Consider the following 14,202-nt stretch of genomic DNA (forward strand, 5'->3'; position numbering starts at 1 on the left):
GGTCGGCTCCTGCGGGATGCGTGGGTGGTGGGGTCGGCTGTTCTGCTCCCTTCTGTGTGTGTCTGTTTTGTTTGGGGGGGGGGGGGGGGTGGGCCCCCCCCCCCCCCCCCCCCACCGTCCGCGGCAAAGTCGGCTCAGACGGCGAGCGCCTGGGCGCGGCGCTTCACCTCCGTGCCGCGATTCTCGCTCAGGGCCTGCGCGGGGGTGCCGGGCAGGGTCGGGTCGGGGGTGAAGAGCCACTCGATCATCTCTTCGACCGTGAAGCCGTCGTCCCGCAGGAGCGTCAGGGTCCCGGCCAGACCCTTGACGACCTTGTCCCCGTCGATGAAGGCGGCGGGGACGTGCAGTGCCTTGTTCTCACCACGGCGTACGGCGATCAGCTGGCCCTCCTTGACCAGCTGCCGGACGCGCGTCACCTCGACGCCGAGCTGTTCGGCGATGTCGGGGAGGGTGAGCCAGGCGGGGACGAGAGCATCAATCTTTGCGTCAATCTCGGTCACGGACACAAGCCTGCCATCCCCCACCGACAGTCGGAAGTCAGGCAGGTCCAGGTGGGAGGGTGCGCTCGTCCGCCGTGGCGTTCTTCAGGGGGCGGCCCGGGTCCGCCAGGGACTCCGGATCCATCGTCCGGCCCGCCTCGATCAGGCGGCGGCCCTGGGCCAGGTCGCGGGGGCGGCCCACCGCCAGGAGGGCCACCAGGCGGTTCTCGCGCAGCCAGCACACCGACCAGGAGGGGCCCGCCGGATCGCCGCGCCAGACCAGGCGGTCGGCCGCGGCGTGGTGGCCGGCGTACTGCACGAACCGGCCGAACTGCTCGGACCAGAAGTACGGCACCGGATCGTACGCCGCCGGGGTCTCGCCGAGGATGTTCGCGGCGACCGTGCGCGGGCCCTGCAGGGCGTTGTCCCAGTGGTGGACGAGCAGCCGCTCGCCGTAGCGGGCCGAGGGGAAGGAGGCGCAGTCGCCGACGGCGTACACGTCCGGCACGGAGGTGCGCAGGTGGTCGTCGGTGCGGACCTCGCCGTGCGCGCCGAGCTCGATGCCCGAGCCGGCCAGCCAGGCGGTGGCGGGGCGGGCGCCGATGCCGACGACGACGGCGCCCGCGGGCAGCCGGGTGCCGTCGGCGAGCACGACCGCGCCGGGCTCGACGCGCTCCACGCGCGCGTGGGTGCGCAGCTCCGCGCCCGCGTCGGCGTACCACGCGGCCATGGGCGCGGCGACCTCGGCGGGCAGGGCGCCGGCGAGCGGATGCTCGGCGGCCTCCACGACGGTCACCGCGCAGCCCGCCTCACGGGCGGCGGTGGCGAACTCGGCGCCGATCCAGCCGGCGCCCACCACCACGATGTCGTGCTGCCGGGCGAGCACCGGCCGCAGCCGCTCGGCGTCGTCCAGGGTGCGCAGCAGATGCACCCCGGGCACGCCCTCGGTGCCGGGCAGCCGCACCGGTTCCGCGCCGGTGGCCAGGACCAGGACGTCGTAGGGCACGGGGCCCGTGTCGGTGTCCAGCTCGTGGTCGGCGGGGCGCACCCCGCGCACCTCGCAGCCCAGTCGCAGCTCCACGCCGAGGGACTCGAAGTCCACCTCGAAGGCCGAGTCCTCGGCCTTGCCGAGCAGGACCGCCTTCGACAGCGGCGGCCGGTCGTACGGCTGGTGCGGTTCGGCGCCGATGACGGTCACCCCGCCCCGGAAACCCTGCTCGCGCAGGGCGACCGCGGTCTGCACCCCGGCCATGCCCGCGCCCACGATCACCGCGCGCCGCACCGGTGACGTGCCCTTTTCCGCTGTCTGCTCGCTCACCCGGCCACCATAGACAATTGATGATCCGTCAGTCACCGGGCGTGCTCGGTGACCTGTTCCACAACGCTCGTGCCGGAGCCCGGCCCCGACTCCCACTCCCAGGTCTCCTCCAGCCGCACCCGGCCGTCCGGCAGCTCCACGACCGTGGACGCGCAGTGCCCGGAGGCGGTCGTTCCGTCGGTCTTGAGCTGCACGTACCGGAAGTCCAGCCGGTCGCCCTCGCGGGTGCCCACCAGGTGGCCGCGGACGACGTCGCCGCCCGCGTACTCGGCCCAGATCCGGCCGTCCCGCTCGTGGTACGTGAACCGGGTCCGGGTGCCCACCTGACCTGGGGCCTGGTCCGCCACGGGGGCGAGGATGAGTCCGTCCAGCGAGCGGGCCATGAAGCGGGGCTCCCTTACGAGTGCGAAGGTCGGCGGGCTAGGGTGGCCACCGTACAAGCACTCGCGGGAGCCCGGACGCACCGGGCTGAGAGGGAGGCTGGCGGCCTCCGACCGTACGAACCTGATCCGGGTCATGCCGGCGAAGGGAGGGGCTGGACGCCCATGTCGTCACGTACGTCCGACGTCCTCGTCATCGGGGGCGGAGTCATCGGCCTGGTCACGGCCTGGCGCGCCGCGCAGCGCGGGCTCGCCACGGCCGTGGTGGACCCCGAGCCCGGCGGCGGGGCCGCGCAGGTCGCGGCCGGGATGCTGGCCGCGGTCACCGAACTGCACTACGGCGAGGAGACCCTGCTCGCCCTCAACCTGGAATCGGCCCGCCGCTACCCCGACTTCGCGGCCGAGCTGACCGAGCTGACCGGCCACGGCCTCGGTTACCGCCGCTGCGGCACCCTCGCCGTCGCGCTGGACGCCGACGACCGGGCCCACCTGCGGGAACTGCACGCGCTCCAGCAGCGCTCGGGGCTCGCCTCGGAGTGGCTGTCCGGGCGGGAGTGCCGGCGCCTGGAGCCGATGCTGGCGCCGGGGGTGCGCGGCGGGCTGCGGGTCGACGGCGACCACCAGATCGACCCGCGCCGGCTCGCGGCGGCCCTGGTGGCCGCGTGCGAGCGGTCCGGGGTGGTGTTCCACCGCGCCTGGGCGGAGCGGCTGGACGTGACGGGCGACCGGGCCGCCGGGGTCACCACCGCGGACGGCACCGCGCTGCGCGCCGGCCAGGTCGTGCTCGCGGCCGGCAGCCTGAGCGGACGGCTCGCGGGCGTGCCCGGCGAACTGCTGCCTCCGGTACGGCCGGTCAAGGGGCAGGTGCTGCGGCTGTCCGTACCGCCCCGGTACGCGCCGTTCCTGAGCCGGACCGTGCGGGCGGTGGTGCGCGGCAGCCATGTGTACCTGGTGCCCCGGGAGAACGGCGAACTGGTCGTCGGCGCCACCAGCGAGGAGCTGGGCTGGGACACGACGGTCACCGCCGGGGGCGTGTACGAGCTGCTGCGCGACGCCCATGAGCTGGTGCCCGGCATCACCGAGCTGCCGCTCACCGAGACCCGGGCCGGGCTGCGCCCCTGCTCCCCCGACAACGCGCCGCTGCTCGGCCCGTCCGGGCTGGCCGGGCTGCTGCTGGCCACCGGGCACCACCGCAACGGAGTGTTGCTCACCCCGGTCACCGGGGACGTGCTGGCGCACACCCTGGCCACCGGCGAACTGCCCGAGGAAGCCCGCCCGTTCACACCGCGGCGTTTCGGCGCCGCGCTCGGGGAGAAGCTGGAGCAGCCCGCATGAGCAGCCCGGTCGTGATTTCCGTCAACGGCGAGCGCCGGGAGATCCCCGCGGGCACCGCCCTCGACGCCCTCGTCCACACCCTCACCGCGGCCCCGCGCGGGGTGGCGGCCGCCGTCAACGAGACCGTCGTCCCGCGCGCGGAGTGGGCGGCGACCGCCCTCGCCGACGGCGACCGGGTCGAGGTCCTCACCGCCGTACAGGGAGGCTGAGCCATGGCCGACGATTCCCTGGTCCTCGGTGACCTGGCCCTCTCCTCCCGGCTGATCATGGGTACGGGCGGGGCGCCGAGCCTTGAGGTGCTGGAGCGGGCGCTGATCGCCTCCGGCACGGAACTGACCACGGTCGCGATGCGCCGGGTGGACCCCTCCGTGCACGGTTCCGTGCTGTCGGTGCTGGAGAAGCTCGGCATCCGGGTGCTGCCGAACACGGCCGGCTGCTTCACCGCCGGCGAGGCCGTGCTGACCGCCCGGCTGGCCCGGGAGGCGCTGGGTACGGACCTGGTGAAACTGGAGGTCATCGCCGACGAGCGGACGCTGCTGCCGGATCCGGTGGAGTTGCTGGAGGCGGCGGAGACGCTGGTCGACGACGGGTTCACGGTGCTGCCGTACACCAACGACGACCCGGTGCTCGCGCGGAAGCTGGAGGACGTCGGGTGTGCCGCCGTCATGCCGCTCGGGTCGCCGATCGGGTCCGGGCTGGGCATTCGCAACCCCCACAACTTCCAGCTGATCGTGGAGCACGCGCGGGTGCCGGTCATCCTCGACGCGGGGGCCGGTACGGCCTCCGACGTCGCGCTGGCGATGGAGCTGGGGTGTGCGGGGGTGATGCTCGCCTCCGCGGTGACGCGGGCGCAGGAACCCGAGCGGATGGCTTCCGCGATGCGGCTCGCCGTGGAGGGGGGCCGGCTGGCTCGTACGGCGGGGCGGATCCCCAGGCGGTACCTCGCCGAGGCGTCGTCTCCCGCGGAGGGCTTGGCCGTGCTGGATCCGGAGCGCCCCGCGTTCTGAACCGGCACCGCGGCCGGGCCGTCCTCCGCCTCCTACCCGCGCACCGCCCGCTGGGGGGGTGGCCCTTCCCGTGGGGCGTCCTCGCCGCCGGCGGCCGCGGGTCGTGGCGGGGTGGGGGCCGGGTACGGCACCACGGCCGGGCACCTCACCGCCGTCGCGTGGCCGCCACGGTCGCGCGCGGCCGGGCCTGCGGCGGGCGGCCTGCGGCAGAGTCGTCGCGTCGGCACCGGCCGTCGCACGTACGGCAGCGCGGCCGGGCCGCGGCACGCCCCGCCGCGCAGGGACCAGCGGTCGCGCCTGCGGCGCCGTCGCCGGTCGTGACACCACGGTCGGGCCTGCGGCACCACCACCGCGAAAGGACCCGGCATCGCGCGTGCGGCCGCCCGCGCCGACCCGTGACACCACGACCGGACCGCGGCACCACGGTCAGGCCTGCGACACCACCGTCACAAAACGGACCCGACGGCACGCGTGCGGCCCACGGCCGGGCCACGGCACCACGGGCAGGGCCTACGGCGCCACCGCCACGAACGGACCCCGACGGCACGCGTGCGGCACCACGGCCGGGCCACGGCACCCCGGTGGGACATGCTGCGGCCACACGGTCGGGCCAGCGGCACAACCGGCCCCGCAGGGGCCCGACGTCCCGCGTGCGGCCGCCCGCGCCGACCCGTGACACCACGACCGGACCGCGGCACCACGGTCAGGCCTGCGACACCACCGTCACAAAACGGGCCCGACGGCACGGGTGAGGCGCCGCAGTGGACATGCTGCGGCCACACGGTCGGGCCAGCGCCACCACCGCCCCACAGAGACCCGACGGCACGCGTGCGGCGCCGGCGGCGGCCCGTGGTGTCGTCGCAGGCGTGCCGCGGCGCCCTCGGCCGGGCCCGCGGCGGCGGGGTGGCTTGCGTGTGTCGCGTCACAGGTCGGCTTCAGTCGTGGTGCTGTCAGGGACGAACGGGCGGGGGTGTCCGTCGGTCCTCGTAGACTCCCCTCTCGTGGATACGACCCTTCAGGACCCCCTCGTCGGGCAGGTGCTCGACGGCCGGTACCGCGTGGACGCGCGGATCGCGGCCGGCGGGATGGCCACGGTCTACCGGGCCCTGGACACCCGGCTGGACCGCGTTCTCGCGCTGAAGGTGATGCACCCGACGCTCGCGGTCGACGGGACGTTCGTCGAACGGTTCATCCGGGAGGCGAAGTCCGTCGCCCGGCTGGACCACCCGAACGTGGTGCAGGTCTTCGACCAGGGGACCGACGGGTCGTACGTCTACCTGGCCATGGAGTACATAGCCGGCTGCACCCTCCGGGACGTGCTGCGCGAGCGGGGCGCGGTGCAGCCGCGGGCCGCGCTGGACATCATGGAGCCGGTGCTCGCCGCGCTGGGCGCCGCCCACCGGGCCGGGTTCGTGCACCGGGACATGAAGCCGGAGAACGTGCTGATAGGAGACGACGGCCGGGTCAAGGTCGCCGACTTCGGGCTGGTGCGCTCCGTGGACACGGTGACCAGCACGACGGGCGCCGTGCTCGGGACCGTCTCCTACCTCGCCCCCGAGCAGATCGAGCAGGGCACCGCCGACCCCCGCGTCGACGTGTACGCGTGCGGTGTGGTGCTGTACGAGATGCTGACCGGCGGCAAGCCGCACTCCGGGGACACCCCGGCCCAGGTGCTCTACAAGCACCTCCACGACGACGTGCCGCCGCCCTCGGCGCTGGTGCCCGGGCTGCCGTACGAGCTGGACGAGCTGGTCGCGTCGGCCACCGCCCGCACCCCCGACATCCGGCCGTACGACGCCGTGGCGCTGCTCGCCCAGGTGCGCGAGACCCGTCTGGCGCTGACCGACGAGCAGCTGGACACGCTGCCCCCGCGGGCGCTGACCGCGGAGCACGACAACGCCGAGGACCGCACGAGCGTGATCCCGCGCTCGCTCACCCTCCCCCGCCCGCTGCCCGTCGACGAGGACGCCCCGGCGGAGGCCGCCGGTGACGGCATCGACCGGACCGCCCGCTTCCAGAGCCCGCCCGTGCCGCCCCGCCGGCGCCCGGCGCGTCCCCCGCGCACGGTGCTGCTGGTGATCGCGGCCGTCCTGCTGGTGTTCGGCGTGGGCGCCGGGGTCTGGTACATCAACTCGGGCCAGTTCACCAAGGTGCCCCCGCTGCTGGCGCAGACGGAGGCGCGGGCGAAGGAGCGGCTGGAGGCGGCCGGGCTGGAGGTCGGCCAGGTCAAGCGCGCGTACAGCGACACCGTCGAGCGCGGCACGGTGATCGGCTCCGACCCGGCGCCCGGCGCCCGGATCCGGGACCACGACTCGGTGACGCTGACCGTGTCGCTGGGTGCGGAGACGGTGAACGTGCCGAACGTGGCGGGGCAGCCGCTGGCGAAGGCGCGGGCGCGGCTGAAGGCGGACGGCCTGGAGCCGGGCATGGTGACCCGCGAGCTCAGCGAGGACGTGCCGAGGGGCTCGGTGATCGGTACGACCCCGGAGGCGGGCACCAAGCGGCACGCCGGCTCGGCGATCGCGCTGGTCGTCAGCAAGGGCCGCCCGGTCGACGTGCCGGACGTCACCGGCGACGACCTGGACAGCGCCAGGCAGGAGCTGACGGACGCCGGGCTGAAGGTGAAGGTCGCCGCCAAGCGGATCAACTCCGAGTACGACGCGGGCGAGGTCGCCGCGCAGAGCCCGGGCGAGGGAGGCCGGGCCGCCGAGGGCGACACGGTGACCCTGACCCTGTCCAAGGGCCCGGAGATGATCGAGGTCCCGGACGTGGTCGGCGACAGCGTGGACGATGCCCACAAGGCGCTGGAGGGCGCCGGCTTCGAGGTGGACGAGGACCGGGGGCTGCTCGGGCTGTTCGGCGACACCGTGAAGAAGCAGTCGGTCGAGGGCGGCGACCGGGCGCCCAAGGGGTCGACGATCACGATCACCATCCGGTGACCGGTCTCACCGGTGACCGCGGCCCGGGCCCGGGGGCGGACATGACACCCTGAACGGGTGAGTTCCGTTCAGTCGTCCCCCGCCCGGCCGGTCCCCCGCAACCCCGTCGGCGGCCATGTGCCCGTGGCCGGCGGCCTGCACTCCGTCGGGTTGTCGTACGCCCGTGATCTGAAGGCGGAGGCGGTACAGGTCTTCGTCGCCAACCCGCGCGGCTGGGCCACGCCGGCCGGGAACCCGCGGCAGGACGAGGCGTTCCGCCAGGCCTGCGCCGAGGAGTCGGTCCCGGCGTACGTCCACGCGCCGTACCTGATCAACTTCGGCTCGCACACCGAGGCGACCGTGGAGCGGTCGGTGGAGTCGCTGCGGCACTCGCTGCGCCGCGGACGGGAGATCGGCGCGCTGGGTGTGGTGGTGCACACCGGGAGCGCGACCGGCGGGCGGGCGCGGGAGGTGGCGCTCAAGCAGGTCCGCGCGTACCTGCTGCCGCTGCTGGACGAGCTGACCCACGACGACGACCCCTTCCTGCTGCTGGAGTCCACCGCCGGGCAGGGCGCCTCGCTGTGCTCGCGGACCTGGGACTTCGGGCCGTACTTCGAGGCGCTCGACGCCCATCCCAGGCTGGGCGTCTGCCTGGACACCTGCCACATCTTCGCCGCCGGGCACGACCTGACCGGGCCGGGCGGGATGCACCGGACGCTGGACCTGCTGGTGGAGACCGTCGGCGAGGGACGGCTGAAGCTGATCCACGCCAACGACTCCAAGGACGTGGTGGGCGCGCACAAGGACCGGCACGAGAACATCGGCGCCGGCCACATCGGCGAGGACCCGTTCCGGGCGCTGATGACCCACCCCGCGACCGAGGGCGTACCGCTGGTCATCGAGACGCCCGGCGGCAAGGAGGGGCACGCGGCCGACGTGGAGCGGCTGAAGAAACTGCGGGATTCCTGACCCGTTGAGGAATACCCCAGGGGGGTATACGGTTCCTACGAGTCGCAGGAACCGTCACTCGGCATGGGGGAAACCATGGACCACTCCGCGCACACCGGCCACCAGCACCGCCGGCCCGAAGGCCACGAGCACGGGCACGAGCACGGACACCACGAGGAGCGGCACGCGCACGGGCGGCACCCCGCGCCGGCCGCCGGCTGGCCCATGGCCATGCAGGCCACCCTGCACTGCCTCACCGGCTGCGCGATCGGCGAGGTGCTCGGCATGGTCGTCGGCACGGCACTGGGCTGGGGCAACCTGCCGACCACCCTGCTCGCGATCCTGCTGGCCTTCTTCTTCGGCTACTCGCTCACCCTGCGCGGCATCCTGCGGGCCGGCGTCGGCTTCCGTGCGGCCTTCCGGGTGGCGCTGGCCGCGGACACCCTGTCCATCGCCGTGATGGAGCTGATCGACAACGGGGTGATCCTGGTCTGGCCGTCCGCCCGGGACGCCATGCTGGGCGACGCGCTCTTCTGGGTCTCGCTCGCGGTCTCGCTGGTGATCGCCTTCGCGGTGACCACACCGGTCAACAAGTGGATGATCGGCCGGGGCAGGGGACATGCGGTGGTGCACCGGTACCACCACTGACCGGACCGGGGGTCACAGCTCGGGGCCGTCCCCGGGCTGCTCCTGGTAGGAGTAGCGCTGTTCCTTCCAGGGGTCGCCGATGTTGTGGTAGCCGCGCTCCTCCCAGAAGCCGCGGCGGTCGGCGGTCATGTACTCCACGCCCCGGACCCACTTCGGGCCCTTCCAGGCGTACAGGTGGGGCACGATCAGGCGGACCGGAAAGCCGTGCTCGGCGGTGAGCAGCTCGCCGTCCTTGTGGGTGGCGAAGATCGTACGGTCGGAGGCGAAGTCCGCGAGGCGCAGGTTGGAGCTGAAGCCGTACTCCGCCCAGACCATCACATGGGTGACGTCCGGGGCCGGCGGGGCCAGGTCCAGGATCGCGCGGGCCGGGACGCCGCCCCACTCCGCGCCGGTCATGCTGAACTTCGTCACGCAGTGCAGATCGGCCACCACCGTGGTGTACGGCAGGGCCGTGAACTCCTCGTGGTTCCAGGTGCGCTTGTCACCGTCGGCGGTGGCGCCGAAGACCCGGAACTCCCAGCGCTCGGGCCGGAACTTCGGGACCGGCCCGTAGTGCGTGACCGGCCAGCCCCGCTGGAGCCGCTGCCCCGGTGGAAGCTCGGATCCTGCCGCCGCCCCAGACGCTCGCTCCACCGGATGACCCATGTATCCATCCTGACAGACCTCGGGCAGTGCCCTTGACCACCCACCCCCGAACCGGACAATCACTGCCAATCAGTGCGTACCTACTAAGTGCCCACTTACTGGACGATCTTCCCCTCCGGTGCAATCATGCGGCGCACACCTCCCCCGTCCCCCCGTGTGGAAGGAGCCGCTGCGATGCAGGGCGATCCCGAGGTCATCGAGTTCCTCAACGAGCAGCTCACCGGCGAGCTGACCGCGATCAACCAGTACTTCCTGCACGCGAAGATGCAGGAGAACTTCGGCTGGACGAAGCTGGCGAAGTACACGCGGCACGAGTCGTTCGACGAGATGAAGCACGCCGAGGTGCTGACCGACCGGATCCTGTTCCTGGAGGGGCTGCCCAACTACCAGCGGCTGTTCCACGTCCGCGTGGGGCAGACCGTCCGGGAGATGTTCGAGGCGGACCGGCAGATCGAGGTGGAGGCGATCGACCGGCTCAAACGGGGCATCAAGGTGATGCGGGAGAAGGGCGACATCACGTCCGCGAACATCTTCGAGGACATCCTCGCCGACGAGGAGCACCACATCGACTACCTGGACACCCAGCTGGAGCTGGTGGACAAGCTCGGGGAGGCGCTGTACATCGCCCAGCTGATCGAGCAGCCGGAGAGCTAGGCGGCCTCGTCCAGCCCGGTGAGGACGGGCCGGCCCTGGTCGGCCAGCTCACGGCGCGGACAGGCGCCACGGCCCAGGAGGGCCTGGATCCGGCGCACGCACGACCCGCAGTCCGTACCCGCCTTGCTGGCGGAGGCTATCTGGCGGGGGGTGCAGGCGCCGTTCTCCGCGTGCTGCTTGACCTGTGCCTCGGTGATGCCGAAGCAGCTGCAGACGTACACGCGGTACACCTCCCGACGGGATCGCTGTCTCTCTGCCATCCCCGTGATCGGTGAGGCAAACCTAACCTTACCTGCCGGGGTGGAGCCCGCAAAAGAGCAGAGGGGCGCGGATCGGATGTGATCCGCGCCCCAACCGCGGGACGACTACTGGTCGCGGTACATCTCGGCGACCAGGAACGCCAGGTCCAGCGACTGGCTGCGGTTCAGTCGGGGGTCGCAGGCGGTCTCGTAGCGCTGGTGCAGGTCGTCGACGAAGATCTCGTCGCCGCCGCCCACGCACTCGGTGACGTCGTCGCCGGTCAGCTCCACGTGGATGCCGCCCGGGTGGGTGCCGAGCGCCTTGTGTACCTCGAAGAAGCCCTTGACCTCGTCGAGGACGTCGTCGAAGCGGCGCGTCTTGTGGCCGGAGGCCGCCTCGAAGGTGTTGCCGTGCATCGGGTCGGTCACCCAGGCCACCGTGGCACCGGACGCCGTGACCTTCTCCACCAGCTCGGGCAGCTTGTCGCGGATCTTCCCGGCGCCCATGCGGACGATGAAGGTCAGCCGGCCCGGCTCCCGCTCGGGGTCGAGGCGGTCGATGTAGCGCAGCGCCTCCTCGGCCGTCGTGGTCGGGCCGAGCTTGATGCCGATCGGGTTGCGGATCCGCGAGGCGAACTCGATGTGCGCACCGTCCATCTGCCGGGTGCGCTCGCCGATCCACACCATGTGCGCGGAGACGTCGTACAGCCTGCCGGTGCGCGAGTCGACCCGGGTCAGGGCGGACTCGTAGTCCAGCAGCAGCGCCTCGTGCGAGGAGAAGAACTCGACGGTCTTGAACTCCTCCGGGTCGGTGCCGCAGGCCCGCATGAAGTTCAGCGCGTTGTCGATCTCCCGCGCGAGCTGCTCGTAGCGCTGGCCCGACGGCGAGGTGCGCACGAAATCCTGGTTCCAGGCGTGCACCTGGCGCAGGTCGGCGTACCCGCCGGTGGTGAAGGCGCGCACCAGGTTCAGCGTGGACGCCGAGGCGTGGTACATGCGCTTGAGCCGCTCGGGGTCCGGGATGCGGCTGGCCTCGGTGAAGTCGAAGCCGTTGACGGAGTCGCCCCGGTACACCGGGAGCGTCACGCCGTCGCGGGTCTCGGTCGGCTTGGAGCGGGGCTTGGAGTACTGGCCCGCGATCCGGCCGACCTTCACCACGGGCACGGAGGCCGCGTAGGTCAGGACGGCGCCCATCTGGAGCAGCGTCTTGAGCTTGTTGCGGATGTGGTCGGCGGACACCGCGTCGAAGGCCTCCGCGCAGTCGCCGCCCTGGAGGAGGAACGCCTCTCCCTTGGCGACGGCCGCCATCCGGGCGCGCAGCTGGTCGCACTCGCCCGCGAAGACGAGCGGCGGATACGACTCGAGGTCCGCGATCACTGCGCGCAGAGCCTCGGGGTCGGGGTACTCGGGCTGCTGCGCCGCGGGCAGGTCTCGCCAGGTGTTGCCAGCACTCGGGCTGGTCTTAGCGTTCACGGTCACCTCGTAAACATTACGGGGTCGCGTCCGGGGACCTTTCCTCCGGCTCGAAGAATGAGACGGCGCGATCACCTCGCGGACGGTCCGGCGGGTGCGGTAGGGTTCCCGGCATGTTCGCGCAGTCGATCCAGAACTGGTGGTGGACCGCTTCTCCGGCGGCCCGCTGATCGCGCATACGACAGACTTCGCGAAGGCCGCCCGAGGGGCGGCCTTCGGTGTGTCCGGGGTCGTTCCTCACCGCTTGTCGACCACATCGGTCGACCCCATCGACGGAAGAGGAACCATGGATCTGGCCCGGCTGCTGCACGACCCCCGCCCCTTCGCCCTGCTGCGCCGTCGCGCCCCCGGCCGCGACGAGGACCTGGTGGAGGTGCTGATCGGCCCGGTGACCAGCCGGGAGCGGCTCGCCGACCTGCCCGACGAGGGACTCGCGCTCGTCCCGTTCCGGCAGATCCGCGAACGCGGCTTCGACGTCCGCGACGACGGCACCCCGCTGCTCGTGCTGACCCCGCAGGAGTCCTACGAGATCCCGCTCGACGAGGCGCTGGCGCAGCTCCCCGCGCACGAGGTGCGGGTGGAGGGCGGGGGCTTCGACGTCGGCGACGAGGAGTACGGCGAGATCGTCGGGCGGGTACTGCGCGAGGAGATCGGCCGGGGCGAGGGCGCGAACTTCGTGATCCGGAGGACGTACGAGGGCGCGATCCCCGGCTTCGGCCGCGCGGACGCGCTGGCGCTGTTCCGGCGGCTGCTGGCGGGCGAGCGGGGCGCGTACTGGACGTTCGTGGTGCACACCGGCGACCGGACGCTGGTGGGGGCGAGTCCGGAGGTGCACGTCCGGATGTCCGGCGGCACGGTCGTCATGAACCCGATCAGCGGGACGTACCGCTATCCCGCCGGGGGGCCGACCCCCGAGCACCTGCTCGGCTTCCTCGCCGACGGCAAGGAGATCGAGGAGCTGTCGATGGTCGTGGACGAGGAGCTGAAGATGATGTGCACCGTCGGCGACATGGGCGGGGTCGTCGTCGGGCCGCGGCTGAAGGAGATGGCGCACCTCGCGCACACCGAGTACGAGCTGCGCGGGAGGTCCTCCCTGGACGTGCGGGAGGTGCTGCGGGAGACGATGTTCGCGGCGACGGTGACCGGGTCGCCGGTGCAGAACGCGTGCCGGGTGATCGAGCGGTACGAGCCGCTGGGGCGGGACGGCGTGGGGCGCGGGTACTACGCCGGTGCGCTCGCGCTGCTGGGGCGGGACTCCGGGGGTGCGCAGACCCTCGACTCCCCCATCCTGATCCGCACCGCCGACATCTCCGCCGACGGGCGGCTGCGCGTGCCCGTCGGGGCGACGCTGGTGCGCGGCTCGGACCCGGCGGGCGAGGTCGCGGAGACGCACGCCAAGGCGGCGGGGGTCCTGGCGGCTCTCGGGGTGCGTCCGGGCCGGCCGGCCGGGGAGTCGGTGCGGCCGCGGCTGGCCGACGATCCCCGGGTGCGGGCGGCGCTGGACGGGCGCCGCTCGTCGCTGGCGCCGTTCTGGCTGCGGATGCAGGAGCGGTCGAGGGAGCTGACCGGGCACGCGCTGATCGTGGACGGCGAGGACACCTTCACCGCGATGCTGGCGCACGTGCTGCGGTCCTGCGGGCTGGAGGTGACCGTCCGCCGGTACGACGAGCCGGGGCTGCGGGAGGCCGTGCTCGCGCACGAGGGGACGGTGGTGCTCGGACCCGGTCCCGGCGACCCCTGTGACCTGGGCGATCCCAAGATGGCGTTTCTGCGGGGGCTGGCCGCCGAGGTGATCGGCAGGCACCGGCACGGGGTGCTCGGCGTCTGCCTCGGGCACGAACTGATCGCGGCGGAGCTGGGGCTGGAGATCGTACGCAAGCAGGTGCCGTACCAGGGGGCGCAGACGGAGATCGACCTGTTCGGGCGGCCGGAGACGGTCGGCTTCTACAACAGCTTCGCCGCGCGCTGCGACGACGAGGCGGCCCGTGGGCTGGCGGCGCACGGGGTGGAGGTGAGCCGGGCGGAGAACGGCGAGGTGCACGCCCTGCGGGGTCCGGGGTTCGCGGGGGTGCAGTTCCATCCGGAGTCGGTCCTCACCCTGAACGGGGCGGCGGTCGTGCGGGACCTGGTCGCCCAGGTGCGCCGCACGACCGTGTAG

General features: G+C 73.0%; 15 protein-coding genes and 1 riboswitch. Of the genes, 9 read left to right on the forward strand and 6 right to left on the reverse strand.

All coding sequences use genetic code 11. The features are described from left to right. Nucleotides 1-134: 134 nt before the first annotated feature. The 3 genes from ACZ4VF_RS09565 to ACZ4VF_RS09575 are packed head-to-tail and all read right to left on the reverse strand — an operon-like array spanning nt 135 to nt 2,180. Nucleotides 135-500 (reverse strand): Rv2175c family DNA-binding protein, encoded by a 366-nt coding sequence (locus tag ACZ4VF_RS09565; RefSeq protein ID WP_388313386.1) that lies wholly within the window; start codon nt 498-500, stop codon nt 135-137. A gap of 37 nt (nt 501-537) precedes the next feature. Continuing rightward, nucleotides 538-1,797 carry an NAD(P)/FAD-dependent oxidoreductase gene (locus ACZ4VF_RS09570; RefSeq protein ID WP_467924390.1) on the reverse strand — a complete coding sequence of 420 codons (1,260 nt, stop codon included), beginning with the start codon at nt 1,795-1,797 and terminating at the stop codon, nt 538-540. 32 nt (nt 1,798-1,829) lie between these two features. Then, entirely contained in the window at nt 1,830-2,180 is a 351-nt protein-coding gene (locus tag ACZ4VF_RS09575) for an avidin-fold protein (protein WP_467924392.1), read from the reverse strand. 53 nt (nt 2,181-2,233) lie between these two features. Continuing rightward, nucleotides 2,234-2,345, forward strand: a riboswitch (TPP riboswitch). Between ACZ4VF_RS09575 and thiO the strand changes: the two genes are divergently transcribed. From thiO to ACZ4VF_RS09605, 6 genes are all read left to right on the forward strand, one after another. Continuing rightward, a complete protein-coding gene (thiO, locus tag ACZ4VF_RS09580; RefSeq protein WP_467924394.1) occupies nt 2,343-3,512 on the forward strand; it encodes a glycine oxidase ThiO in 1,170 nt (389 codons plus the stop codon). Its footprint overlaps the riboswitch before it by 3 nt. Beyond that, a complete protein-coding gene (thiS, locus tag ACZ4VF_RS09585) occupies nt 3,509-3,721 on the forward strand; it encodes a sulfur carrier protein ThiS (RefSeq protein ID WP_467924396.1) in 213 nt (70 codons plus the stop codon). The genes thiO and thiS overlap by 4 nt, the downstream gene beginning before the upstream one ends. Before the next feature lie 3 nt (nt 3,722-3,724). After that, nucleotides 3,725-4,519 carry a thiazole synthase gene (locus ACZ4VF_RS09590; RefSeq protein ID WP_467924398.1) on the forward strand — a complete coding sequence of 265 codons (795 nt, stop codon included), beginning with the start codon at nt 3,725-3,727 and terminating at the stop codon, nt 4,517-4,519. 1,001 nt (nt 4,520-5,520) lie between these two features. Further along, nucleotides 5,521-7,458 carry a Stk1 family PASTA domain-containing Ser/Thr kinase gene (gene pknB, locus ACZ4VF_RS09595; protein WP_467924400.1) on the forward strand — a complete coding sequence of 646 codons (1,938 nt, stop codon included), beginning with the start codon at nt 5,521-5,523 and terminating at the stop codon, nt 7,456-7,458. 57 nt (nt 7,459-7,515) lie between these two features. Continuing rightward, nucleotides 7,516-8,406, forward strand: a complete 891-nt coding sequence (locus ACZ4VF_RS09600; protein ID WP_467924402.1) for a deoxyribonuclease IV — start codon at nt 7,516-7,518, stop codon at nt 8,404-8,406. Nucleotides 8,407-8,469: 63 nt separating this feature from the next. Then, entirely contained in the window at nt 8,470-9,033 is a 564-nt protein-coding gene (locus ACZ4VF_RS09605) for a DUF4396 domain-containing protein (RefSeq protein ID WP_467924404.1), read from the forward strand. Nucleotides 9,034-9,045: 12 nt separating this feature from the next. Here ACZ4VF_RS09605 and ACZ4VF_RS09610 read toward each other — a convergent pair whose 3' ends face one another. Next, the gene (locus ACZ4VF_RS09610) at nt 9,046-9,678 is read right to left on the reverse strand and encodes a sulfite oxidase-like oxidoreductase (RefSeq protein WP_467924406.1); all 633 of its coding nucleotides are present in this window, start codon (nt 9,676-9,678) and stop codon (nt 9,046-9,048) included. A 174-nt stretch (nt 9,679-9,852) separates the two neighbouring features. On the opposite strand from ACZ4VF_RS09610, the gene bfr reads away from it, so the two are divergent. Further along, nucleotides 9,853-10,332 (forward strand): bacterioferritin, encoded by a 480-nt coding sequence (gene bfr, locus ACZ4VF_RS09615; protein WP_467924408.1) that lies wholly within the window; start codon nt 9,853-9,855, stop codon nt 10,330-10,332. Here the strand turns inward: bfr and ACZ4VF_RS09620 are convergent. Next, nucleotides 10,329-10,553 carry a (2Fe-2S)-binding protein gene (locus ACZ4VF_RS09620; protein ID WP_467924410.1) on the reverse strand — a complete coding sequence of 75 codons (225 nt, stop codon included), beginning with the start codon at nt 10,551-10,553 and terminating at the stop codon, nt 10,329-10,331. The two genes, bfr and ACZ4VF_RS09620, sit on opposite strands and share 4 nt — an antisense overlap. A gap of 144 nt (nt 10,554-10,697) precedes the next feature. Next, the gene (locus ACZ4VF_RS09625) at nt 10,698-12,050 is read right to left on the reverse strand and encodes a class II 3-deoxy-7-phosphoheptulonate synthase (protein ID WP_467924412.1); all 1,353 of its coding nucleotides are present in this window, start codon (nt 12,048-12,050) and stop codon (nt 10,698-10,700) included. Nucleotides 12,051-12,157: 107 nt separating this feature from the next. Here ACZ4VF_RS09625 and ACZ4VF_RS09630 point away from each other — a divergent pair, with 107 nt between their 5' ends. Then, the gene (locus tag ACZ4VF_RS09630; protein ID WP_392074761.1) at nt 12,158-12,214 is read left to right on the forward strand and encodes a trp operon leader peptide; all 57 of its coding nucleotides are present in this window, start codon (nt 12,158-12,160) and stop codon (nt 12,212-12,214) included. Nucleotides 12,215-12,330: 116 nt separating this feature from the next. Further along, nucleotides 12,331-14,202, forward strand: a complete 1,872-nt coding sequence (locus ACZ4VF_RS09635) for an anthranilate synthase family protein (RefSeq protein ID WP_467925587.1) — start codon at nt 12,331-12,333, stop codon at nt 14,200-14,202.

This window comes from Streptomyces sp. NPDC029151, from assembly GCF_055564315.1.